The sequence below is a fragment of the Streptomyces sp. NPDC007088 genome, assembly GCF_042869355.1.
Classification (GTDB): Bacteria; Actinomycetota; Actinomycetes; order Streptomycetales; family Streptomycetaceae; genus Streptomyces.
The window spans coordinates 198,026-218,809 of the sequence record NZ_JBIAFO010000012.1; the positions used below are offsets into that span (position 1 = coordinate 198,026).

At 73.0% G+C, this 20,784-nt stretch carries 19 protein-coding genes; 5 read left to right on the top strand and 14 right to left on the bottom strand.

Features of this window, described 5'->3' with window-relative positions:
* Positions 1–3 precede the first annotated feature (3 nt).
* The 13 genes from ACFYMP_RS20845 to ACFYMP_RS20905 all read right to left on the bottom strand — a co-directional run bounded on the left by ACFYMP_RS20845 (position 4) and on the right by ACFYMP_RS20905 (position 15,010).
* The gene (locus ACFYMP_RS20845; protein WP_388859521.1) at positions 4–678 is read right to left on the bottom strand and encodes a 1-hydroxy-2-methyl-2-butenyl 4-diphosphate reductase; all 675 of its coding nucleotides are present in this window, start codon (positions 676–678) and stop codon (positions 4–6) included.
* Positions 678–2,657, bottom strand: a complete 1,980-nt coding sequence (gene shc, locus ACFYMP_RS20850) for a squalene--hopene cyclase (protein WP_388859524.1) — start codon at positions 2,655–2,657, stop codon at positions 678–680. Before shc ends, ACFYMP_RS20845 begins: the two co-directional genes overlap by 1 nt.
* A gap of 153 nt (positions 2,658–2,810) precedes the next feature.
* Positions 2,811–3,962, bottom strand: a complete 1,152-nt coding sequence (locus ACFYMP_RS20855) for a polyprenyl synthetase family protein (RefSeq protein WP_388859527.1) — start codon at positions 3,960–3,962, stop codon at positions 2,811–2,813.
* On the bottom strand, positions 3,959–5,359 hold the full coding sequence (gene hpnE / locus ACFYMP_RS20860; RefSeq protein ID WP_388859530.1) for a hydroxysqualene dehydroxylase HpnE: 1,401 nt from the start codon (positions 5,357–5,359) through the stop codon (positions 3,959–3,961). Before hpnE ends, ACFYMP_RS20855 begins: the two co-directional genes overlap by 4 nt.
* A gap of 157 nt (positions 5,360–5,516) precedes the next feature.
* Positions 5,517–6,455 carry a presqualene diphosphate synthase HpnD gene (gene hpnD, locus ACFYMP_RS20865; RefSeq protein ID WP_388859533.1) on the bottom strand — a complete coding sequence of 313 codons (939 nt, stop codon included), beginning with the start codon at positions 6,453–6,455 and terminating at the stop codon, positions 5,517–5,519.
* Positions 6,456–6,463: 8 nt separating this feature from the next.
* Positions 6,464–7,375, bottom strand: coding sequence for a squalene synthase HpnC (gene hpnC / locus ACFYMP_RS20870; protein ID WP_388859536.1), 912 nt, complete (start codon positions 7,373–7,375; stop codon positions 6,464–6,466).
* Between the two features lie 455 nt (positions 7,376–7,830).
* Positions 7,831–8,622, bottom strand: coding sequence for an ABC transporter ATP-binding protein (locus tag ACFYMP_RS20875; protein WP_388859538.1), 792 nt, complete (start codon positions 8,620–8,622; stop codon positions 7,831–7,833).
* Positions 8,609–9,550, bottom strand: coding sequence for an ABC transporter permease (locus ACFYMP_RS20880; protein WP_388859541.1), 942 nt, complete (start codon positions 9,548–9,550; stop codon positions 8,609–8,611). The genes ACFYMP_RS20875 and ACFYMP_RS20880 overlap by 14 nt, the downstream gene beginning before the upstream one ends.
* A 92-nt stretch (positions 9,551–9,642) precedes the next feature.
* Positions 9,643–10,515, bottom strand: coding sequence for a glycosyltransferase family 2 protein (locus ACFYMP_RS20885; RefSeq protein WP_388859676.1), 873 nt, complete (start codon positions 10,513–10,515; stop codon positions 9,643–9,645).
* Positions 10,516–10,538: 23 nt separating this feature from the next.
* Positions 10,539–11,318, bottom strand: a complete 780-nt coding sequence (locus ACFYMP_RS20890; RefSeq protein WP_388859543.1) for a CDP-alcohol phosphatidyltransferase family protein — start codon at positions 11,316–11,318, stop codon at positions 10,539–10,541.
* Positions 11,296–12,357, bottom strand: coding sequence for an iron-containing alcohol dehydrogenase family protein (locus tag ACFYMP_RS20895; RefSeq protein ID WP_388859546.1), 1,062 nt, complete (start codon positions 12,355–12,357; stop codon positions 11,296–11,298). Before ACFYMP_RS20895 ends, ACFYMP_RS20890 begins: the two co-directional genes overlap by 23 nt.
* Entirely contained in the window at positions 12,345–13,097 is a 753-nt protein-coding gene (locus tag ACFYMP_RS20900; RefSeq protein ID WP_388859549.1) for a sugar phosphate nucleotidyltransferase, read from the bottom strand. The genes ACFYMP_RS20895 and ACFYMP_RS20900 overlap by 13 nt, the downstream gene beginning before the upstream one ends.
* Positions 13,094–15,010, bottom strand: coding sequence for a DUF5941 domain-containing protein (locus tag ACFYMP_RS20905; protein WP_388859679.1), 1,917 nt, complete (start codon positions 15,008–15,010; stop codon positions 13,094–13,096). The genes ACFYMP_RS20900 and ACFYMP_RS20905 overlap by 4 nt, the downstream gene beginning before the upstream one ends.
* Before the next feature lie 238 nt (positions 15,011–15,248).
* Between ACFYMP_RS20905 and galE the strand changes: the two genes are divergently transcribed.
* The 3 genes from galE (at position 15,249) to idi (ending at position 18,090) form a co-directional block, all read left to right on the top strand.
* Positions 15,249–16,235 carry a UDP-glucose 4-epimerase GalE gene (galE, locus tag ACFYMP_RS20910; protein ID WP_388859552.1) on the top strand — a complete coding sequence of 329 codons (987 nt, stop codon included), beginning with the start codon at positions 15,249–15,251 and terminating at the stop codon, positions 16,233–16,235.
* Between the two features lie 200 nt (positions 16,236–16,435).
* Positions 16,436–17,371 carry a cation diffusion facilitator family transporter gene (locus ACFYMP_RS20915; protein WP_388859555.1) on the top strand — a complete coding sequence of 312 codons (936 nt, stop codon included), beginning with the start codon at positions 16,436–16,438 and terminating at the stop codon, positions 17,369–17,371.
* A 125-nt stretch (positions 17,372–17,496) separates the two neighbouring features.
* Complete coding sequence (idi, locus tag ACFYMP_RS20920) at positions 17,497–18,090, top strand: isopentenyl-diphosphate Delta-isomerase (protein WP_388859558.1); 594 nt, start codon at positions 17,497–17,499, stop codon at positions 18,088–18,090.
* An 81-nt stretch (positions 18,091–18,171) separates the two neighbouring features.
* Here the strand turns inward: idi and ACFYMP_RS20925 are convergent, their stop codons facing one another.
* Positions 18,172–18,654: an ATP-binding protein gene (locus ACFYMP_RS20925; protein ID WP_388859682.1), complete on the bottom strand. Its 483-nt coding sequence runs from the start codon at positions 18,652–18,654 to the stop codon at positions 18,172–18,174.
* Positions 18,655–18,910: 256 nt separating this feature from the next.
* Between ACFYMP_RS20925 and ACFYMP_RS20930 the strand changes: the two genes are divergently transcribed.
* On the top strand, positions 18,911–19,699 hold the full coding sequence (locus tag ACFYMP_RS20930) for an enoyl-CoA hydratase/isomerase family protein (protein ID WP_388859561.1): 789 nt from the start codon (positions 18,911–18,913) through the stop codon (positions 19,697–19,699).
* Positions 19,700–19,791: 92 nt separating this feature from the next.
* On the top strand, positions 19,792–20,655 hold the full coding sequence (locus tag ACFYMP_RS20935) for a hypothetical protein (RefSeq protein ID WP_388859564.1): 864 nt from the start codon (positions 19,792–19,794) through the stop codon (positions 20,653–20,655).
* Positions 20,656–20,784 lie beyond the last annotated feature (129 nt).

Sequence of the window (20,784 nt, forward strand, 5' to 3'; positions counted from 1 at the left end):
GGCTCACCTCCTGGGGAGCAGCGAAGAACGGTGCCATTCATAGAAAGCGGGTAGGACGGCACGGAGTACGCGGAAGGCAGATATTCCCCCGCGTACCGTGCCGATTCTGACTAGCTCGTGCTCGGGTGCGTCCACGATCACTCGTACGGCGGCAACCGGACGGGCCCCCTGGCCGGCGGCCTGGAGGGCCGTGCGCAGGCTCGCGGCGGACTCCATGTCCACCGCGACCGCACCCGTCGCGCGCAGGGCGGCCCTCTCGGGTCCGCGCACCACGTGGTCGGAGCCGGCCAGCACCCCGGTATGGACGGTGCGGCCGGGTACCGCGCGGGAGACCGCCTCCGCGAGGGCGGCGGTCCGCGAGCACTCGCTCGCGCCCGACTCGTCCCGGGTGCGTTCGGCGACGACGAGGTCGCCGGGGTGCATCCCCGGAACGAGCCCGGCGCAGAATCCGGTCGCGAGGACCGCGGCCTGCGCCAGGTCCCCGCTCAGAGCGTGCCGTACGGCACGCTCCGCGGCCCGCGGCCCCATCCCCGTCCGCAGGACGGTGACGGGACCCGGTGCCTTTCTGTTCCCGCGGCCCCCGCCGCTGCGCAGCGCGAGGTGCTCGATGCCGAGCGCGCAGGCGACCAGCAGCGGTACGGGCTCCGGGCGCTGCCCGGCCTCGGGGGCCTGGTCCATCAGACGGCCCCCGGACCGGTGCGGTGCACGTAACGGCCGAGCGCCGTCACCGGGAACACCTGCCGGTACAGGTGGTAGTTGATGGAGAAGTCCCAGGGGAAGCCGGTCCCGGTGAACCAGGGCTCGTCCCAGGTCCCGTCCTCGGTCTGGGTCTCGACCAGATAGGCCACCCCGCGGCGCACGGGCTCGGACTCCCGTTCGCCGGCCGCGAGCAGGGCGAGCAGCGCCCACGCGGTCTGGGAGGCGGTCGAGGCGCCCCGGCCGTGCCAGGCCGGGTCGTTGTAGGAGCGCAGGTCCTCGCCCCAGCCGCCGTCCTCGTTCTGCACGGCGGCCAGCCAGTCCACGGCCCGCCGGATCGCGGGGTGGGAGGCGGACAGACCCGCGGCGACGAGCGCGGGGACGACCGCCCCGGTGCCGTACACGTAGTTGACGCCCCAGCGGCCGAACCAGGCGCCGTTCGGCTCCTGGTTCTTCAGCAGCCAGTCCACTCCGCGCCGGGTGCGCGGGTGGTGGGCGAGACCTTCCTGCGCCAGCATCTCCACCACGTGGGCGGTGACGTCGGCCGACGGCGGATCGATGACCTCGCCGAAGTCGCTGAACGGCAGCCGGTTGGGGAAGGGGCTGGTGTTGTCGGCGTCGAAGGCGCCCCAGGCCCCGTTCTTCGACTGCATCCCCACGTTCCAGTCGACGGCCCGGCGCACCGCCGCCTCGACCCGGTCCGGGTCGGGGTGCTCGACCCGGCGCAGCGCGAGCACCACCTCGGCGGTGTCGTCGATGTCCGGGTAGTTGTCGTTGTGGAACTCGAAGGCCCAGCCGCCCGGCGGCAGGTCGGGACGGCGCACCACCCAGTCGCCGGGGCGCACGATCTGCTCGCTGAGCATCCAGTCGGCGGCCTTGACCATCTGCGGGTGGTCACCGGGGACCCCGGCGTCGGCCAGGGCGACGGTGGCCAGGCAGGTGTCCCAGACCGGGGACTGGCACGCCTCGATCATCCGGGCGCCGTCCTCGCGCCAGACCGCGAACCGGTCCAGCGACTCCAGGCCGGTGCGCAGCACGGGGTGGTCGAGGTCGTAGCCGAGCAGGTACAGGGCCATCACCGAGTAGACGGCCGGCGGCTGGATGCCGCCCCAGCAGCCGTCGTTCTCCTGGCGCTCGATGATCCAGCTCGCCGCGGCGTGCATCGCGCTCTCGCGCACCCGGCGCGGGGCGATACGGCGGTAGCCGTGCAGCATCTTGTCGAGCCGCTCGAAGACCCCGTCCCAGCTGGCCACCGGTGAGAGCGGCTTGGCCGGGTTGGGGTTGTCCGGGTCGGTGTGCAGTTCGTCGAGCGCGAAGGGCGCGGGGCGCACCGGGCGCTTGGCGCACACCACGGTGAGCGGCACGATCGTCTGGCGGGCCCAGCAGCCGAAGTCGTAGATGTTGAGCGGGAACCACTTCGGGAAGAACATCAGTTCCGGGGGCATCTCCGGAAGGTCGTCCCACTTCCACCAGCCGAACAGCGCCAGCCAGATGCGGGTGAAGACCCTCGCGCGGGCGATGCCGCCGTGGTCCCGGACGAAGGACGCGGCCTTCGCCATGTGCGGCTGGTCGGGGCGGTCGCCCGCCAGGCGCAGCGCGACGTACGCCTCGATGGTCGCGGAGAGCTCCCCCGGGCCGCCGTAGAAGGTGGCCCAGGTGCCGTCCTCCCGTTGTTCACCGCGGATGAAGAGCGCGGCGGCCTGCGTGGTCCGCTCGTCCCTGATGCCGAGGAACTGCCTCAGCAGCAGGTCCTCGGCGTCCATGGTGACGTTGGTGGCGAGATCGCCTTTCCACCAGCCCTCGCCGTCCTGCCGGGAGAGCAGGTAGTCCACGGCGCGCCGGGTGGCGCGTTCGGCCGCCCCCTGGGCGGTCTCGTGGGTCGCGGCAGGGTCGAGTGGTGCACTGGCCGTGGCAGCGCGGGGCGTCACGGCCCCGGTGCTTCCATCGGTCGTCGCTGTCATGGCTTCCCCTTCGTGCAGTCATGTTCATCTGCTGTGGGTCCGCCGTCGGCCGGAACCGGGGCCGCTCCCCCGCCGTCTCCTGGTACGGCGGGGGGAGTCGCCCGGACCGGCCGGCGACTGCGCGTTATGGACGGTGTGGCTGTCTGATGGTGATCATCTCTTTCGGACGACGATGAAATCAGCGAGCGCCACGAGGGACGCGCGCACAGGTGTGGGCATCGGGACCGAGTCGAGCGCCTCGATCGCGACGGTGTACTGGCGGCGGGCCTCCTGGCTCGTCCACTCGCGGCCGCCGGCCTCCTCGATGAGCGCGGCGCGGGCCGCGAACTCCTCCTCGGAGAAGGCGTCCGCGGGCTGCCCGGCGTCCTGGGCCTCCGCGTCGGCCGCGAGCAGGCCCGCGAGCTTGTCGGAGGCGGGTCCGCCCGCGGCGAGCGCGGCGACCACGGGCAGCGACTTCTTGCGCTGGCGCAGGTCGCTCCAGGTCTGCTTGCCGGTGGCCTCCGGGTCGCCCCAGATGCCGAGCAGGTCGTCGACCGCCTGGAAGGCGAGGCCCATGTGGTAGCCGTAGGTCTCCAGCGTGTCGGCGGTGCGGTCGTCGGCGCCGCCGAGGACGGCGCCGATGGACGCGGCACAGGCGAGCAGCGCCCCGGTCTTGTTGCCCTCCATCTCCAGGCACTCCTCGACGCTGACGCGCCGCCGGTGCTCGTAGGAGATGTCCTGGGCCTGACCGTCGATCAGCGCCCGGGTCGCCGAGGTGAGCCGGCGCGTGGCGCGCCCGGCCTCGGGGGTGGCGAGCTCCAGCAGGACCTCGTTGGCGAGGGCGAACAGGGCGTCACCGACCAGGATGGCCTGGGCGGGGCCGTGCACCTTCCACACGGTGTCGCGGTGGCGGCGCTGCTCGTCCCCGTCCATCAGGTCGTCGTGCAGCAGCGAGAAGTTGTGCACGAGTTCCACGGCGACCGCTCCGGGCACGCCCACCTCGGGGGCGGCGCCGGTGACCTGCGCGGAGATCAGGGCGAGGGCGGGCCGTACGGCCTTGCCCCCGTCGCCCTCGGCGGGCCGGCCCTGGGCGTCGGTCCAGCCGAAGTGGTAGGCGGCCACGGCGTCCATGGGCGGGGCCAGGCGGTCCACGGCGGAACGCAGCACCGGCGTCGCCAGGGCCCGGCTGCGCTCCAGGAGCGCGGGCACGTCCGGGGTGTCGGTGTCGCCAGCCGTATCGGCCGAGGGCACAGTCGGCACAGTCTCTCCTCTAGTTCCGGTCCTGCGGTCGGTCCGGGCAGCCGATCCCGGAAGATCTAGCCTCATGCCGCCTCCTCGAAGAGATGGTCGTGGGCACGGCCCAGGGTGCGGAGGGCTTCGGCCGCCGCGGCGCTGCCGCTGCGTACGGCGCCTTCCATGGTCGCGGGCCAGCCGGTGGCCGTCCACGCGCCGGCCAGGTAGAGCCCGGGGAAGGCGGTGCGGTTCCCCGGTCGCAGACGTCCCGACCCCGGTGCGGGGTCGAAGGTCGCGGTGCGCTCCCTGGTGACGAAGAAGTCGCGGACACCGGCGCCGCGCGCGGCGGGCAGCAGGCGTTCCAGTTCGGGCAGGTAGCGGGCGCGCAGGGCGCTGACGGGGGCGTCGATCTCGTCCTGGGCCGCCGACTGGGACAGCGCGAGGTACTGGCCGGGGCCGGTGAGTCCCGAGGGGGCGGTGCGGTCGAACACCCATTGCACGGGGCTGCCGAGCGCGGCGAAGAAGGGCCGGCGCAGCACCTTGCGGTCGTAGACGACGTGCACGTTGAGGATCGGGGAGGTGCCGAGCCGGGTGAGCCGGTCCTGGTCCTCGATCGCTTCGGCGGGGAGCAGGGCGTGCGTCTCGCGCTGCGGTACGGCGAGCACGAGGGTCGCGGCGCGCAGCTCGCCGTCCTCGGTGACCACGCGCCAGGTGCCGTCCTGTTCGCGGTGGACGGCGCCGACCCGGGCGCGCAGTTCGGTGCGCACCCCGGCCTTGTCGAGGGCGCGGCGGGCGAGGGTGTCGTGGAGTTCGCCGAGCGGGACGTGCGCCCAGCCGATGTCGGCGGCGCCGGGCTCGGAGAGCAGTCCGGTCCTGAACACCTTCGCGGCCAGGGCCAGGGAGGCTCCCCCGGCGCGCGCGTTGAGGGTCGCGACGCCCACGAGGTCCCACAGCGCCTCGATCGTGCGCGGGCTCTGTCCGTGCCGGTGCAGCCAGCTGCCGAAGTCCTCCTCGTCGAGCGCCGGGTCGGCCGGGTCCAGGCGCCCGAGGGCCAGGGTGGCGCGGGCGACGGAGGCGCGTTCGGCGAGGGACAGGTGCCGGAAGCCGGCCAGGGAGGCGGCGAGGTGCACCGGCACCGGGGCGGCGGTGCGGCGCAGCCGGGCGAGCTTGCGGGTGTGCGCGTCCAGCACCGGGACGTCGAGGCGGTCCTGCACGGGGGCCAGCCGGCTCGCGTCGATGCGGTCGAGGAAGTGCGTGTAGGCGGTGCAGCAGCGCAGGTAGACGTGCTGTCCGTTGTCGACGGTGAGTGCGCCGCGCCGGAAGGAGAAGGCGAGCCCGCCGAGCCGGGGGCGGCCCTCAAGGAGCGTCACGTCCAGTCCGGCGTCGGCGAGTCCGAGGGCGGCGGTGACTCCGGCGAGTCCTCCGCCGACGACCACGGCGCGCCGGGCGCTCTCCCGCGGTGCGGTGAGCGGGTCCTCTTGTCCGGTCATACGTCCTCCCTGGCGACGGCCGCTGTCACGGGCGGGCAGGGCGCCGACGCTGTGAGGGACGCGGCGGCCGACCTGAGGGTTGCCCGGGTGTCGCGGGAGATCCACACGGCCGGGCGGGCGGTCGTGAGCTGGGACGTTCTCTTGGTTTTCGCCCGGTTCACGGATGGCCGCCGATCCTGGGCCGCGCGGCCGCCCGGACGTCGACCCCGGCGAGGCCGCGCACCGCGACGTACGCCTTCTCGTGGGCGGGCAGCGAGACCCGGCCGCGCAGGACGGCGGCGGGGTCCTGCTCGATCCGGTCGAGCAGGCGGTAGTAGATGCCCGCCATCGCGGACACGCAGGCGGCGCCGCGCCGGTCGAGCATCGGCAGCAGTTGGTAGCCCTCGGCGAACAGGGCGCGGGCGCGGCGGGCCTCAAAGTGCACGAGCCCGTCGAAGTCGGAGCCCTCGGGCGGTCTGGAGGCGGTGAAACCGGCGGAGCAGCCGAACTTGGCGAGGTCCTCGGCCGGGAGGTAGGTGCGTCCGTTGCCCGCGTCCTCGCGTACGTCGCGCAGGATGTTGGTCAGCTGGAGGGCGAGCCCGAGGGTGTCGGCGTACTCGGAGGCCCGTTCCAGGTCGCGGAAGCCGGGGCGCAGTCCGAAGACGCCCAGCGAGATGCGGCCCACCGAGCCGGCCACGCAGCGGCAGTAGGTCTTCAGGTCGTCCCAGGTCTCGTAGGTCTCGCCGCGGACGTCCATCAGGACGCCGTCGATGAGTTCGTCGAGGGCGCCGAGCGGCACCGGGAAACGGCGGGCGGTGTGGGCGAGGGCGACGGCCACCGGGTCGGTGTCGTCCTCCTCGACCGCGCCCTCGCGTACCCGGTCCAGCGTGGCGCGGGCCGTCTCCAGGCGGGTGGACTTGACCTCGGGGCGCAGGCGGCCGTCACCGATGTCGTCGACGCGCCGTGAGAAGGCGTAGACGGCGGACATGGCGCGGCGCTTGTCCGCGGGCAGCAGGCGGATGCCGTAGGCGAAGTTCTTGGCCTCCAGGCCCGTGACGGTCTCGCAGTACCCGTATGCGGCGAGCACCGGTCCGCCCAGCGCGGCTGTCTCCCTCATCGTCGGACTCACCCCTCTCCTCGCAGAACTACTCCCACCTCGCGCAGCAGCCGGAGCCTGGCCGGCTTCGGCGGCGCGGCGAGTACGTCGTACCCGGCGTCCGCGACGGCGGCGAGGGCGGCCCGTCCACCGGCGACGAACCCGGCGAGCAGCAGCCGGAGTCTGCCGTGGACGCTACCCACCAGGGGCTCGCCCTCATCCAGCAGGGCGCGGGCGCGTTCGGCCTCGAAGGCGATCAGCGCGCGCACCGACGCGCCCCCGGTGGGGGCGGCCAGGTCGGTTTCCGTGACGTGAAAGCGCCTCATGTCCTCGGCGGGGAGGTAGATCCGGTCCCGGGCGAGGTCCTCGGCGACGTCCTGGAGGTGCTCGACGATCTGGAGCGCGGTGCACACCGCGTCGGAGCGGCGCAGGCGTTCGGGGCTCTCGGTGCCGGTGATGCCGAGGACGAGCCGGCCCACCGGGTTGGCGGAGAGTTCGCAGTAGGCGAGCAGTTCGTCCCAGGTCGCGTAGCGGCTGACCTTCTGGTCCTGCCGGTTGGCCTCGACGAGCGCGAGGAAGGGGTCCGGGATCAGCCCGCGCCGCCGGACGGTGGGGCGCAGGGCGCGCAGCAGCGGGTGGTGCGGGGTGCCGGTGGAGCGGAAGACGCGGTGCAGGTCGCGCTCGAAGGCGTCGAGCAGGGCGAGGCGGTCCCCGGCCTGGTCCTCGGGGACGCCGAGGTAGCGCGCGTCGGCCCCACCGGGCGTCAGATCGCCGTCACCGATGTCGTCGACCAGTCGGGCGAATCCGTAGACGGCCATGAGGTCGTCGCGCCACGCGCGGGGCAGGAAGAAGGGAGCCACCGGAAAGTTCTCCTCGGTGGCCTTGCCGAGCGTGTCGCGCTCGGCGCTGCCGCCGGGGGCCGACCCCCGGGCGGGGCTCATCGCTCGCCACCCGGCGCGGGGACGGCGGGTACAGCGTGGAGGCGGAGATCATCCGTAGCCAATGCCGTCACATCTCCCGTTCTACACCGCGCACACAAAACTGACTATTTCGGACACGCCGCCCGGCCGCCCCTGGAGCGGTTCGGCGCAGCGAAACCCCCTGTGCGGTATCGCACCACTCGTCGCGATTCGGCACCGGCACAGCTTACGTTGTACAACTCAACGGCTCACGGCGGGGTGTTCAGCACGTCACAAGAACACACCGATTGCCGTCAACCTTCCCGACCTGCGAAGAAGTTGACTGATCTTTGACCCGCCGTACGCAGCCCGGCAACAGCTTTACGCGACTCACCCGTCCGGGTGCGCGAAGGGCCCCTGCCGGATTTGTCCGACAGGGGCCCGTGCGGTACCCCGGATGCCGCAATCCGCTGAATTCCCGGATTACGGCTTGTCCGTTATTTGCTGGTGAACTTCTCGTACTCCTTCATGACCTCTTCGGTGGGCCCGTCCATGCGCAGCTCTCCGTGTTCCAGCCACAGCACGCGATTGCAGGTGTCCCGGATCGACTTGTTGTTGTGGGACACGAGGAACACCGTCCCGGCCTCCTTGCGCAGTTCCCTGATGCGCTCCTCGGAGCGCTTCTGGAACTTGCGGTCGCCGGTGGCCAGCGCCTCGTCGATCATGAGGACGTCGTGGTCCTTGGCGGCCGCGATGGAGAAACGCAGCCGCGCCGCCATGCCGGAGGAGTACGTGCGCATCGGCAGGGTGATGAAGTCGCCCTTCTCGTTGATGCCGGAGAAGTCGACGATCTCCTGGTAGCGCTCCCGCACCTCCTCGCGGCTCATGCCCATCGCGAGCCCGCCGAGGATGACGTTGCGCTCCCCGGTCAGGTCGTTCATGAGCGCCGCGTTGACGCCGAGCAGCGAGGGCTGTCCGTCGGTGTAGACCTTGCCGCTCTCGGCGGGCAGCAGCCCGGCGATGGCCCGCAGCAGCGTCGACTTGCCCGAACCGTTGGAGCCGATCAGGCCGATCGCCTCGCCCCGGTAGGAGGTGAAGGAGACCCCGCGCACCGCGTGCACCTTGCGTACCCCGGGCGAGTCGCCGCGCCGCACGATCCGGTTGAGCGCGGCGGTCGCACTGCCCTTGCCGCCCTTCGCACCGTGCACCCGGTACACGATGTGCAGGTCGTCCGCGATGACCGTGGGCATGTGCTCACGACCCGCGTTGCGTCCCTCAGCCACGGCCATAGCGTTCCTCAGCCTTCCAGAAGTACACGAATCCGAGCGCACCGACGACCACGGCCCAGCCCAGGGCGACGGCCCACACGTGCGGGGGGAGGTACTCGCTGCCGTACCCGTCGATGAAGCCGAAGCGGATCAGGTCCATGTAGACCGCGGCCGGGTTCCACTGGAGCACGTCGGTGACCCAGCCGGGTACGTCCTTGTCGGCCAGCATGGCCGGGAGGCTGAACATGACCCCGGAGGCGTACATCCAGGTACGCATCACGAAGGGCATGAGCTGCGCGAGGTCGGGGGTCTTGGCCCCGAGCCGGGCGAAGATCAGCGCGAGGCCGGTGTTGAACGTGAACTGGAGCACCAGCGCCGGGACGACCAGCAGCCAGGAGAGGGACGGATAGCAGCCGGTGGCCAGCAGGATGACGACCAGCACGAGCATCGAGTACAGCAGTTGCTGGAGCTGCTGGAGCGAGAAGGAGATGGGCAGCGAGGCGCGCGGGAAGTGCAGCGCCCGCACCAGGCCCAGGTTCCCCGAGATGGCCCGCACCCCGGCCTGCACCGAACTCTGGGTGAAGGCGAAGACGAAGACACCGGTGACCAGGAAGGGCACGTAGATGTCCTTGTCGATGCCCCTCCGCGCCCCCAGCAGCAGCCCGAAGATGAAGAAGTAGACGAGCGCGTTGAGCAGCGGGGTCGCGACCTGCCACAACTGGCCGAGTTTCGCCTGGCTGTACTGGGCGGTCAGCTTGGCCCGGGAGAAGGCCAGGATGAAGTGGCGGCGGCTCCACAGCTGCCGGACGTACGCCGGCAGGCTGGGCCGGGCTCCACTGACCGTCAGTCCGTACTTGGCCGCGAGTTCGGCGCGGCTCAGCCCGTCGTCGGGCGAGGGCGGGGCTGTGCTGCCCACCATCACACCGCTGTCCTGCGTTGTGTCACTCACGGGGGAAACCTTCGTCTGCGGGGGCGCCGCGCCCGGAGGGGGGCGGGCGCCGGACCGGAAGAGGGGCGGGACGCGCTGGGGCGACCAGCGTGTCAGATGATCGGCGGCCGGCCCAGCCGGGTCAGCCGCCACACCGTGCGCCACTTCATGGGCCGGCGCGGTCCGCAGGGCGTGCGCCAGCCCTCCTTGAACCCACCGAACCAGGCGCGCAGCGCGGGCCCCGAGGGGCGGCGGGCCAGGGTCAGCAGCATCCAGACGCCGAGGTAGACGGGGACCAGGAGCGCGGGCAGGTTGCGGCGGGCCAGCCACACCCGGTTGCGGGCCACCATGCGGTGGTAGACCGCGTGCCGCGAGGGGGCCGTCGTCGGGTGCAGCAGCACCATGTCCGAGCGGTAGTCGATCATCCAGCCGGCGTCCAGGGCCCGCCAGGCGAGGTCGGTCTCCTCGTGGGCGTAGAAGAAGTCGTCGGGCAAACCGCCCACCTCGGCGAAGACCTTGGTCCGTACGGCGTTGGCGCCGCCCAGGAAGGTGGTCACGCGGGAGGAGCGCATCGGGTCGGCGGCGCGCAGCCGGGGCACGTGGCGCCGCTGGGTGACGCCGGTCTCGGGGTCGGCGATGCGGAAGCTGACGATGCCGAGGCGCTCGTCCTCGGTGAAGGCCCGCCGGCACAGCTCGGCGGTGTCGGTGCGGTCGAGCAGACCGTCGTCGTCGAGGAAGAGGAGGATGTCCACCTCGCGCCCGCCGGGGCCGAAGGCCTCGATGCCGACGTTGCGGCCGCCGGGGATGCCGAGGTTCTCGGGCAGCTCCACGGTGCGCACGCCCTCGGGCACCTCGGGCACCGGGGAGCCGTTGCCGACGACCACGGTGGACACGGGGTCGCCGTCCTGCTTGGCGATGGAGTCGAGCAGCAGCCGCAGTTCCTCGGGCCGGTTGCCCATGGTGATGACGACGGCGCCGACCTTCAGCGCGGACTGGGACATGCCCTCACTCATTTCAGTCGGCTGGAGACGAGGATCGAGACCAGATGCAGCAGCGTCTGGACGATCGCGATGGCCGCGAGCACGGCGATGCCGAGCCGGGTGAGGAACAGGTCGCCCCGGACCTGATCGGCCACGGCCAGCACGAGGATGAGCAGCGACGCCTCGATGCCGAGGACCAGCCGGTGGAACTTGAGGGCGGCTGCGGCCCGCCGGGCCAGCGCCATGCCGGAGGAGCGCGGCTCGGAGGCCGCCTCCTGCACGGGCGGCAGTCCGCCCTGGTGGCGGGCCACGCCGACGAGGTCGGTCTCCGCCTTGATCAGGATCGCGCCGAGCGCGGCGAGGGTGCCGAGGAAGGCCCACAGCCAGTCGATGCGGCCGCTGCCGAACAGGTCGGCACCGCGCAGGCCGAAACCGACCAGGACCGCGGCGTCGGTGAGGTAGGCGCCGACCCGGTCGAGGTAGACCCCGCCGAGGGAGAACTGCTTGCGCCAGCGGGCGATCTCGCCGTCGACGCAGTCGAGCAGCAGGTAGAGCTGGACGGCCACGACACCGAGCACCGCGCCCGGTATGCCGGGCACCAGCAGGGCGGGGCAGGCCAGGACGCCGAAGACCGTCATGAGATAGGTCAGCTGGTTGGGCGTGATCCTGGTGTTCACCAGATAGGGGTCGATGTGCAGCGAGATCTCCCGCATGTACATGCGCCCTGCCCAGTGTTCGCCGCTGCGCCGGTCCTTGACCCCCGCGGGGTGGACGACGGGGCGAAGTTCAGCTACCGATGGCCTTGGCATAGTCGGCGTATGCGTCCTTGATCTGATCAGTGGACAGGTTGAGGTGTTCGAGGATCGTGTACCGGCCGGGCCGGGTCTGCGGGGCGAACTCCACGGCCTGGACGAACTCGTCCACGCTGAAGCCGATGTCGCCGGGCAGGACCGGCTGCTCGTGCCGGCGCAGGACCTGCGCCATGTACCGCGACTGCTCGTGCTCCCCGCGCAGGTACATCGCGAAGACCGCGCCCATCCCGCACTGCTCGCCGTGGCTCGCCGCGCGCTTGGGGAACAGCAGGTCGAAGGCGTGGTTGATCTCGTGGCAGGCGCCCGAGGCGGGGCGGCTGTCGCCGGCCACCGACATCGAGATCCCGGTCATCACCAGACCCTCGGCGAGGGTCTGCAGGAAGCCGTCCTGGCTGACGTCCCCGGGGTGGCGCAGGATCGCCTCGCCGGCCTGCCGGGCCATGGCGGCGGCGAGCCCGTCGATGGACTCGCCGGTGACCCGGTTGGACAGCTCCCAGTCGGCGACGGCGGAGATGTTCGAGATCACGTCGCCGATGCCGGAGCGGATGTACCGCGAGGGCGCCTCCCGGATCACCGCGAGGTCGATGACCACGGCGATCGGGTTGGGCACCCCGTAGGAGCCGCGGCCCGCGTCGTTGTCGAGGGTCGCGACCGGCGAGCACAGCCCGTCGTGCGAGAGGTTGGTGGCGACGGCGACCAGCGGCAGCCCGATACGGGCGGCGGCGAACTTCGCGCAGTCGATGATCTTGCCGCCGCCCAGGCCCACCACGGCGTCGTAGTGGCCGGACTTCATGGCGTCGGCGAGCTTGATCGCGTCGTCCAGGGTGCCGCCGCCGACCTCGTACCAGCTCGCGCCGGGCAGCGCCGGGGCCAGCCGCTCGCGCAGCCGGGCCCCGGAGCCGCCGCTGATCGCGACGGCGAGCTTGCCGGACGCCGAGATCCGCTGGTCGCACAGGACGGAGGCGAGATCGTCCAGGGCTCCGGGGCGGATGTCGACGACGACCGGCGAGGGGATGAGCCTCGTCAGTACTGGCACGCGATCTCCCGCCCCTTGGCCAGGTCCTCGTGGTTGTCGATCTCGACCCAGGTGACCTCGCCGATGGGGGCCACGTCGATCGGGAAGCCCCGGTTGACGAGCTCCTGGTAGCCGTCCTCGTAGTAGAGCTGCGGGTCGCGCTCGTAGGTGGTCTTCAGCGCGTCGGCCAGGGCGTCGGCGGCCTCGCCCTCGATGAGGGTGACGCCGATGTACTCACCGGTGGCCTCGGCCGGGTCCATGAGCTTGGTGATCTTCTGGACGCCCTTGGCGGGGTCCACGACGACCTTCATCTCCTCGTCCGCGAGCTTCTTCACGGTGTCGAGGGCCAGGATGATCTTCTTGCCCTCGCCGCGGGCGGCCAGCAGGGTCTTCTCGACGGACACGGGGTGCACGGTGTCGCCGTTGGCGAGGATCACCGAGTGCCGGATGGCGTCACGGCCGCACCACAGGGAGTAGGCGTTGTTCCACTCCTCGGCCTTGTCGTTGTCGATCAGGGTCAGCTTGAGCCCGTACTTGGCCTCCAGGGCCGCCTTGCGCTCGTAGACGGCCTCCTTGCGGTAGCCGACGATGATCGCGACCTCCGTCAGGCCGATCTCGGCGAAGTTGCCGAGGGTGAGGTCGAGCACGGTGATGCTCTCCTCCTGGCCCTCGGGCCCGACCGGCACCAGCGCCTTCGGCAGGGTGTCGGTGTAGGGGCGCAGACGCCGTCCGGCGCCGGCCGCGAGCACGAGGCCGATCATGCGGGTTCTCCTTCATCGTGTACGGCGGGTGCGCCGCGCCGGTGCGCGGTCACCCAGAAGCGGATGCTCTCGAAGAGCACCACGAGGGCCACGATCACGGCGATCACCGTGAGCGCGGTGTTGAGAGCGCTCCCGGCGAGGACGGCGGCGGCGATCGCGACCAGCAGCGTCCTGCCGTCCTGCCCGCCGATCGCGGCCGTCAGCCACCGGGGCGGCGCTCCGGTGCCTCCGCGAATGCGGTACACCGTGTCGTAGTGATGGTAGGCGACGGCCGCCACCAGCCCGAAAGCCGCGGGCAGGGCGCCGTTCACCTCGCTGCGGGCGGCGAGCAGCAGCACGGTGCCGTACTCGGCGGCCCGCAGGAACGGCGGGACGAGCCAGTCCAGGGCTCCCTTGAGGGGGCGCGTGAGGGCGAGGCCCGAGGTCAGGACGTAGACGACGGCGCCCAGCACCGGCCAGGCGCCGCCCCGCTCGGTGAACGCGGCGCAGCCGGTGACGGCCGCGCCCCCGACGAGGGCGACGAAGGGCACTCCGAAGGCGGGCATCCGCCGGCCCAGCGGGCGCAGCGCCCGGGAGGCCGCCGAGGCGAGCGGGCCGTTGTCGGCGAGGTCGGCGAGGGCCTGGGCCGCGCGGTCGGTGCGGTGGGCCCGGCGGGTCAGCGAGCGCAGCAGGCGCCCGGCCGTCGTGTAGCACGCCGCGAGGGCGCAGCCGATGAGCAGGACGACCAGGGTGACACGCGGGGTGGTCACCGCGGTGAGGACCGCGATCATCGCCCAGCGCTCGCCGATCGGCAGCACGATCATGCGGCGCAGCCACACGGTCCAGCCGACGCTGTCGAGCTTGTCGGAGAGCGCGGCGGTGGGGCTGGTGTTGGCCGTCGCGTCGTGGTTGGCCTCGTTGAACGAGAAGTCGACGACATGCCGGCAGGTCTGCAGGACCATCGCGCCGAGCGCGAGCGCCCACACGTCGTCGCCGCCCCCGGCGCGGGCCGCGCCGAGCGCGAGACCCGCGTAGTAGGCGTACTCCTTGGCGCGGTCGAAGGTCGCGTCGAGCCACGCGCCGAGCGTGGAGTACTGGAGGGAGTAGCGGGCGAGCTGCCCGTCGGTGCAGTCGAGGACGAAGGAGGCGAGCAGCAGCACGCCGGCGGCCACGAAGCCGGGGCGGGTGCCGGTGGCCGCGCAGGCCGCCGCGATCAGCGCGGTGACCAGCGAGGCGGTGGTGACCTGATTCGGGGTGAGTCCGCGCCGGGCGCACCAGCGGGCGAGGTAGCGCGAGTACGGGCTGATGCAGTGCGTCGTGAAGAAGCCGTCGCGCGCCTTGACGGCCGAGCGCAGCCGGACGGCCTCCTCGTCGACGCTCTCCACGGACTGGCGGGCCTCGTTGCGGTCCTGCGGTCCGGTGGGGACGGCCGCGACGAGACTGCCGAGGTCCGGCTGGTGGACGGCGGTGCCGCCGGCGCCCAGGAGCGTGGCGACGCGGTCGGGCAGCGGGCCGTCGGCGACGGGGGCCGCCTCGGGCCCGGGGGCCCGCACGCCGCCCGCCTCGGCGGGGACCGGCTGGTGCGGCGGGTGCTCCGCCGGGCCGGCCGGGACCGGCACACCGGGGGCCGGCGCACGCAGGGCGCCCTCCAGCGCGCGGCTCAGCGCGGCGCGGGCGGCGGGCTGCGCGGTGAGCGCTCCGGGCACGGCGGCCGCGGGGAAGCGGGGGTCGGTGAGACCCAGCCGCAGGGAGTGCGTGTGGCCCACGAACCGGGGGTCGACGAGGGCGACGCGTTCCCCGGCGGGGACCGCCGCGAGGGCGGTCGGCGCCTGCGTCGCGTCGGTGACGACCCGCACCTCGAAGCCGAGCGCGCGCAGCTCGCCCTCCAGAGGCGAGCCGGGCACCGGCGGACCGGTGAGGATGGCGGTCGACAGAGGACTCACTCCTTGGAGGCCGGCCCGGCGCGTGGACCGGACAGCGAGGGTGGGGAGCGCCCCGGGCCGGCGCGGCCGGGCGTCGGCTGAGGCTATCGGATGCTGTGCGACAGGCGTTCACCGCCTGTTCACGCTCCGAAGGGAATGGTCCGCTCGACGGCCGACCACGCGATCATCATGGTGGATCACCCGCCCGGTTCCAAACCGCCGGGGGCAATTCGCCATAGGGTGGGCGGCCATGACATGGCTGATCACAGGCGGAGCGGGATATATCGGCGCACACGTGGCGCGTTCCATGGCTGAGGCCGGGGAACGCGTCGTGGTGCTCGACGACGGAAGCACGGGGGTGGACGCGCGGCTGCCGGGGGACATCCCCCTGGTACGGGGCTCCTCGCTCGACGGCGCGCTGCTGCGGGAGGTCTTCGCGCGGTACGGGGTGAGCGGGGTCGTGCACCTCGCGGCCCGCAAGCAGGTCGGGGAGTCGGTGGAGCGCCCGCTCCACTACTACCGGGAGAACCTGTACGGGCTGACGGTGCTGCTGGAGGCGGTCGCCGAGGCGGGGGTGCGGAAGTTCGTCTTCTCCTCCTCGGCCGCCGTGTACGGCAACCCGCCGGACGTGGAGTTCGTCACGGAGGACACGCCCTGCGTGCCGGTGTCCCCGTACGGGGAGACCAAGCTCGCGGGCGAGTGGCTGGTGCGGGCGGCCGGGCAGGCGCACGGCATCGCCACGGTGTGCCTGCGGTACTTCAACGTGGCGGGGGCGGCGGCGCCGGAGCTGGCGGACACGGGGGTCTTCAACGTGATCCCCATGGTCTTCGAGCGGCTCACCGCGGGTGAGGCCCCACGCATTTTCGGCGACGACTACCCGACGCCGGACGGCACCTGTGTACGCGACTACGTGCACGTCGTGGACCTCGCCGAGGCGCATCTCGCGGCGGCCAGGTACCTGGAGGAGGCACCGCGGGCCTGTGACCTGACGGTGAACATCGGCACCGGCCGGGGCGTCTCGGTACGGGAACTGGTGACGCTCATCGCCGAGGTGACCGGGGACGGGCGGCCCGCCCTCGTGGAACCGCGCCGGCCCGGGGACGCGCCGCGCGCGGTGGCCTCCGCCGAGCGGGCCGCCGAGGCGCTGGGCTGGCGCGCGCGGCACGAGGTGCGCGACATGGTGGCCTCCGCCTGGGAGGGCTGGCGGCTGCACCGTCCGCAGGAGGCCGGGGCGTAGCGCAGGCGCGCGCCGGGGGCTGTGCCCGGCCACCGGGGAGCGCTGACCAAGGGTGCCCTGACCTGCGGTCGTCACCGCAGGTCAGGGCACATGACAACGGTGTTCAGCCCCGTGTTGCCCGATACCCCCGGCCGGTAGTTCACTGGCAGCGGCGGCCGGGTCCGGCCGCCGTCGGCACGCGAAGGCGAAAGGACGGTCCGATGGGGGCTGGGCACGATCACGGGCAGACGCACGCGCCCGCGCCGGGCACGGTCACCTCGGGCTACCGGGGCCGGTTGCGGGCCGCTCTGTGCATCACGCTCCTGGTGACGGTCGTCGAGGTCGTCGGGGGCGTGCTGTCCCGTTCGCTCGCGCTGGTCGCGGACGCCGCGCACATGGCGACCGACGCGCTGGGCCTGGGGATGGCGCTGCTCGCGATCCACGTGGCCGCCAGGCCGGCGAGCGACAGGGCGACCTTCGGCTACGCCCGCGCGGAGATCCTGGCCGCCCTCGCGAACTGTCTGCTGCTGCTCGGGGTCGGCGGCTACGTCGTCTTCGAGGCGGTGGGGCGGTTCGTCAGCCCCGAGCACACCGAGGGGCCGCTCGCCCTGCTGATCGGCGCGATCGGCCTGCTCGCGAACTGCGTGTCGCTGGGGCTGCTGCTGCGCGGCCAGGAGGAGAGCCTCAACGTGCGCGGCGCCTTCCTGGAGGTGGCGGCCGACGCGCTGGGCTCGCTCGCGGTGATCGTCTCGGCGCTCCTGGTGTGGTCGACGGGGTGGCCCTACGCCGACACGATCGCCTCGCTGCTGATCGGTCTGATGATCGTGCCGCGAACCTGGCGGCTGCTGCGGGACACCGTCAACGTGCTGCTGGAGACGGCACCCAAGGGCGTGGACATGGCCGAGGTGCGCGAACACCTCCTCGCCCTGCCCGGGGTCGAGGAGGTGCACGACCTGCACGCGTGGACCATCACCTCGGGGATGCCGGTGCTCTCGGCGCACGTGGTCGTGAGTGTCGAGGCGCTCAGCTCGATCGGCCACGAGAAGATGCTGCACGAGTTGCAGGGCTGCCTGGGGCATCACTTCGACGTCGAGCACTGCACCTTCCAGCTGGAGCCGCGCGGTCACGCGGAGCACGAGACGGGGCGGTGCGGGTAGGGCTCGTCCGCTCCCGGCCCCGGGACGGATCGTGGCCGGGAGCCCGGGGGCGCGCGACGGCCGGTTGCGAGGGGCGGGCGCCGCGTACGGCAGACTTGGGGCCAAGCCCGAAGCGAAGGATGCGTATGCCGATCTCATCAGCCACCGCGGCCGACAGCTCGTCCCCCTCGTCCACCGAAGCGATCCTGCTGGAGCTGGTCGACGAGAGTGGTACGACCATCGGGACGGCGGAGAAACTCGCCGCCCACCAGCCGCCCGGCCAGTTGCACCGCGCCTTCTCGGTCTTCCTCTTCGACGAGCGCGGCCGGCTGCTCATCCAGCAGCGGGCGCTCGGCAAGTACCACTCCCCCGGCGTCTGGTCCAACACCTGCTGCGGGCACCCCTACCCGGGCGAGGCCCCGTTCGCGGCGGCGGCCCGGCGCACCTTCGAGGAGCTGGGGGCCTCCCCCTCGCTGCTGGCCGAGGCGGGCACGGTGCGCTACAACCACCCGGACCCGGCCTCGGGCCTCGTGGAGCAGGAGTTCAACCACCTGTTCGTGGGCCTGGTCCCCGGCCCGCTGCGGCCGGACCCGGAGGAGGTCGGGGACACGGCCTTCGTCTCCGCCCAGGAGCTGAAGGAGCGGCACGAGCGGGAGCCGTTCTCCGCGTGGTTCATGACCGTGCTGGACGCGGCCCGGCCGGCCGTACGCGAACTGACGGGCGACGCCGCGGGCTGGTGAGCGCCGGGGCGGCCCGGCCGGTACGCGGCTTCCCGGCCGCGTCCCGCGCTCCCGGCACGGGTGTGTCCCGGCGCGCGTGCGTCACAGCGCGCGTGTGGTCAGCGGCAGGGCCGCCCAGATGATCTTTCCGCCGCTCGCGGTGTGCTCCACGTCGCAGGCCCCGCCCTCCTCGCGGGCGATCTCCCGTACCAGCAGCAGCCCGCGCCCGCCGGTCTGCGCCGCGTCGGCCTCCAGGGCGGTGGGCCGGTAGGGGTGGTCGTCCTCGACCGACACGGTGATCCACTCGGGTCCTGCCGCGACCTCGACCGCGAGGACGGGCGAGAGCAGCGCCGCGTGCCGTACGGCGTTCGTGACCAGCTCCGAGACGATCACCAGCAGTCCATGGGCGACGTCCGGCGCAACCGGTACGCCCTGCCGCTCCAGCAGATCCCTGACCGCGTGCCGGGCCTGCGGTACGGAGGCGTCGACGGCCGGTGCCGTGAATCTCCAGACGCCCTCGTGCGGCAGCGGTCGTACGCGCGGCCCGGCGGCCGCCCCCTTCCCGTCGCTCGCGCTGTGTCCCATGCCGGGATCGTCGTCCTCACGCTCGGTTGTCACCACGGGAGGAGTCTTCGGCAGGGCGCGGGCGGGGACCTGGCTACTGACCAGAAGTCAGCGGGTATCGACGGAACTCGACCGGAGAAAGGCGATTGCGGGCAGAAGAGGACCGGTCTGCCTCCTTTCCCGCCCACTTGGCCGCGTCAGCCACCGCCCCTCGGGGAGGGGACGGGTCCGGCGGCCGGGCAGGTCGCCCCGTGCCCCGGGCGTTAGCATCCCCGTCATGGAACCCGAGGTGCGGTGTGTGCGGGACGGGGCGCTGGTCTCGGTCGTCCTGAGCAATCCGGCGAAGCGGAACGCGATGACGCCGGACATGTGGCGCGCGCTGCCGCCCCTGCTGGACCGGCTGGCCGCCGATCCCGGCGTGCGCGTCCTGGTGCTGCGCGGGGAGGGGGCCACCTTCTGCGCGGGCGCCGACATCGCCTCACTCGCGGCGGGGGCACCGGCCCAGGACCTGTCGGTCCGTGCCGAGGAGGCACTCGCCGCCTTCCCCCGCCCGACGCTCGCGGCGGTCCGCGGGCACTGCGTGGGCGGCGGCTGCCAGCTCGCCGCTGCCTGCGATCTGCGCTTCGCCCACGAGGACGCCGTGTTCGGGGTGACGCCCGCGCGGCTCGGCATCGTGTACCCGGCCTCCTCAACCCGGCGGCTGGCCTCCCTCGCCGGTGCGGCGACCGCCAAGTACCTCCTGTACAGCGCGGCGCTGATCGACGCGGAGCGGGCGCTGCGCACCGGCCTGGTGGACGAGCTGCTGCCGGCGGACCGCTTCGAGCCGGAGGTGGCGGCCTTCGCGACGCTGCTCACCGAGCGCTCGGCGCTGACGCAGTCGGCGGCGAAGGAGTTCCTGGCCGGCGCGGACGCCCCGGACGAGCGAGGGCGGGCCCGGGAGGCGTACTGGACGGAGCAGGCCCGGCTGTCCGGGGAGACGGCGGAGGGGGCCGCCGCGTTCCTGGAACGGCGCGCTCCCGGGTTCCGCTGGAAGCCGGGGGCGGGCGGGGTACCGCTGGGGCGGTGAGCGGTCGCGGCCCCTCCCGCCGACCGGGGGACCGGCCGTCCCTGTCCGGCCCGCCTCTTCACCTCATACCTACCAGTAGGTAACGTGCCGGTATGACGAAGCTCCCCCCGCGCGCCGCCCGCCGCTGCCACAACGTGATCAATCCCCTGCACTCCCTGCACTACTTCTCGCCGGACCTCGGGGAGGTCATGGGGGAACTGGGCCTCAAGGACCGCTCCGCCGTGTACTTCGCGACCCGTGCCGCCGCGATGGGACAGGTCGGGGCGGGTGCCGTGACCGCCACCTTCTACAACTTCTCGCCCCGGCTGGTGGCCGAGCACGTGCCCGCCGTGTGGGGAACGGTGTTCCCCGGGACCGTCCTCCAGGCCCGGCTCAAGGTCGTGGACCTGACCCTGCGGAGGCTGCTCGGCGACGAGGCCGTCGAGTCCCCGGAGATGGCGGAGGCGGCGCGGCTCGCGCTGCGGGCCGCCGAGGCCTGCCGGCCCGAGGCCCGGCCGCTGTACGCCGCGCACGCCGACCTCCCGGTGCCGGCCGAGCCGCACCTCGCGTACTGGCACGCGGCGACGCTGCTGCGGGAGCACCGGGGCGACGGCCACGTGCAGGTCCTGCTGCGCGCGGGGCTCGACCCGGTGGAGGCGCTCGTGACGCACACCGCGACCGGCAAGGGCATGGTCCCGCGGTTCGTCATCGCGAGCCGGGGCTGGCACCGCGCCGACTGGGAGGCGGCTCAGGAGCGGCTGCGCGGGCGCGGGCTGCTCGACGCCGCGGGCGAGCTGACCGAGGCGGGACAGGCGCAGCGCGTGGAGATCGAGGAGGAGACGGACCGGCTGGACACCGCGCCGTACGAGCACCTGGGCGCGGCGGACGTGGAGCGGCTGACGGAGCTGGCGAAGGGCTTCACCGGCACGGCCCTGGCGGGCGGGGCGTTCCCCGACGGCGTCTTCGGCAAGGGCTGACCGCGGCCGTTGACCCGTTCGGGTGGGGGCGCGCGGACGCGGGTTTGCGGGCGGGCGCAGCGGCAACGCGCTGAGCACCGGATTCACGGAGGCTGCGCCTCCGTCCGGAGGCGGCGCCGCACCGGTGCG

Excerpts from the sequence above, each read along its gene's own strand:
- ACFYMP_RS20845 (WP_388859521.1), bottom strand. The coding sequence starts at position 678 with ATGGACCAGGCCCCCGAGGCCGGGCAGCGCCCGGAGCCCGTACCGCTG.
- shc (WP_388859524.1), bottom strand. The coding sequence starts at position 2,657 with ATGACAGCGACGACCGATGGAAGCACCGGGGCCGTGACGCCCCGCGCT.
- ACFYMP_RS20855 (WP_388859527.1), bottom strand. The coding sequence starts at position 3,962 with ATGAGGCTAGATCTTCCGGGATCGGCTGCCCGGACCGACCGCAGGACC.
- hpnE (WP_388859530.1), bottom strand. The coding sequence starts at position 5,359 with ATGACCGGACAAGAGGACCCGCTCACCGCACCGCGGGAGAGCGCCCGG.
- hpnD (WP_388859533.1), bottom strand. The coding sequence starts at position 6,455 with ATGAGGGAGACAGCCGCGCTGGGCGGACCGGTGCTCGCCGCATACGGG.
- hpnC (WP_388859536.1), bottom strand. The coding sequence starts at position 7,375 with ATGAGCCCCGCCCGGGGGTCGGCCCCCGGCGGCAGCGCCGAGCGCGAC.
- ACFYMP_RS20875 (WP_388859538.1), bottom strand. The coding sequence starts at position 8,622 with ATGGCCGTGGCTGAGGGACGCAACGCGGGTCGTGAGCACATGCCCACG.
- ACFYMP_RS20890 (WP_388859543.1), bottom strand. The coding sequence starts at position 11,318 with ATGCCAAGGCCATCGGTAGCTGAACTTCGCCCCGTCGTCCACCCCGCG.
- ACFYMP_RS20900 (WP_388859549.1), bottom strand. The coding sequence starts at position 13,097 with ATGATCGGCCTCGTGCTCGCGGCCGGCGCCGGACGGCGTCTGCGCCCC.
- galE (WP_388859552.1), top strand. The coding sequence starts at position 15,249 with ATGACATGGCTGATCACAGGCGGAGCGGGATATATCGGCGCACACGTG.
- ACFYMP_RS20915 (WP_388859555.1), top strand. The coding sequence starts at position 16,436 with ATGGGGGCTGGGCACGATCACGGGCAGACGCACGCGCCCGCGCCGGGC.
- idi (WP_388859558.1), top strand. The coding sequence starts at position 17,497 with ATGCCGATCTCATCAGCCACCGCGGCCGACAGCTCGTCCCCCTCGTCC.
- ACFYMP_RS20925 (WP_388859682.1), bottom strand. The coding sequence starts at position 18,654 with ATGGGACACAGCGCGAGCGACGGGAAGGGGGCGGCCGCCGGGCCGCGC.
- ACFYMP_RS20930 (WP_388859561.1), top strand. The coding sequence starts at position 18,911 with ATGGAACCCGAGGTGCGGTGTGTGCGGGACGGGGCGCTGGTCTCGGTC.
- ACFYMP_RS20935 (WP_388859564.1), top strand. The coding sequence starts at position 19,792 with ATGACGAAGCTCCCCCCGCGCGCCGCCCGCCGCTGCCACAACGTGATC.